Source organism: Roseateles oligotrophus, assembly GCF_025717515.1.
Taxonomy (GTDB): Bacteria; Pseudomonadota; Gammaproteobacteria; order Burkholderiales; family Burkholderiaceae_C; genus Paucibacter_A; species Paucibacter_A oligotrophus.
Genome location: NZ_JAJIRN010000032.1, coordinates 1 through 962 on the forward strand (window position 1 = coordinate 1; position 962 = coordinate 962).

A 962-nucleotide genomic window follows, 5' to 3' on the forward strand; every position below is an offset into this window, starting at 1 on the left:
CACGGCAGCGCGGCCAAGGCCGGTCAGGCGACTCAAGACCAGCGACCCCAGCAAGGCCAGGCCGAGCAAGACCAGATAGGAGCCGGCGAAGCTGTGACGCGGCACCGCTTCGCGCGCCCAGGCCGCCAGCGTCGGCCCGACCAATGCGGCCAGCACGCCGCCGCTGATCACCCAGGCAATCGCCCGCGCCTTGTACTCGGCCGGTGCCGCCTCATTGGCGGCGAAGCGGTAGTACTGCGCGCTGGCGGCGAACAGGCCCAGGCCCAGATTGGCGATGCAGAACAGCAAGAAGTCATTGCGCATGATCGCCCAGGCCGCCAAGGCCCCGCCAGCGGCGCCGGCCAAGCTGCCCAGCATGAAGACGCGGCGCCGGCCCCAGCGCAGCATCAGCAAGGAGACCGGGATCGTGCTCAGCGCGGTGGCCACCGTGACCAGTGCATAGGGCAGGGTGGCCAGCGCGCGGCTGGGTGCCAGCATCGCGCCGACCAGGCCGGTCAGCGTCAGGCCGATCGCCGAGGCGCAGACGAACAGCGCCTGGCTGAGCACCAACAGGCGGACGGTGTGGAGGGGGCTTTGATGTTGTTGGTTCATGCTGTGTAGCTTATGCTTGAGCCTCATGTCCGTATTGACACAATGACCGCAAAAACTGCCAACACTACCCAGCCACTCGCCCCGGCCGAGGGGCGCCGCACCGTCGTCATCGTCGCCTATGCCGGCTGCCAGTCGCTTGATGTCGCCGGCCCCTGGGAGGTGTTCAGCAAGGCCAATGGCTTTTGCCAAAGCGCCGGCCGGGCGCCGCCCTACCGTCTGCTACTGGCTTCGCCCGAGGGCGGGCCGGTGACCAGCAACTCCGGCCTGCAGCTGGGGCCGACGACGGCGCTGTCGGCGCTGCGCGGCGAGATCGACACGGTCTTGGTGGTCGGCGGCAATGACGCGGTGCTGGAGCAGCCGGGTTCGGTGCC

At 69.1% G+C, this 962-nt stretch carries 1 protein-coding gene and 1 pseudogene; one reads left to right on the top strand and one right to left on the bottom strand.

The features are described from left to right. Window positions 1-591 (bottom strand): MFS transporter (locus LNV07_RS25345; protein WP_263573994.1); only part of this gene is annotated, 591 nt, incomplete at its 3' end. A 42-nt stretch (window positions 592-633) separates the two neighbouring features. On the opposite strand from LNV07_RS25345, the pseudogene LNV07_RS25350 reads away from it, so the two are divergent. Beyond that, window positions 634-962: pseudogene (locus LNV07_RS25350) on the top strand (hypothetical protein); the annotation flags it as partial.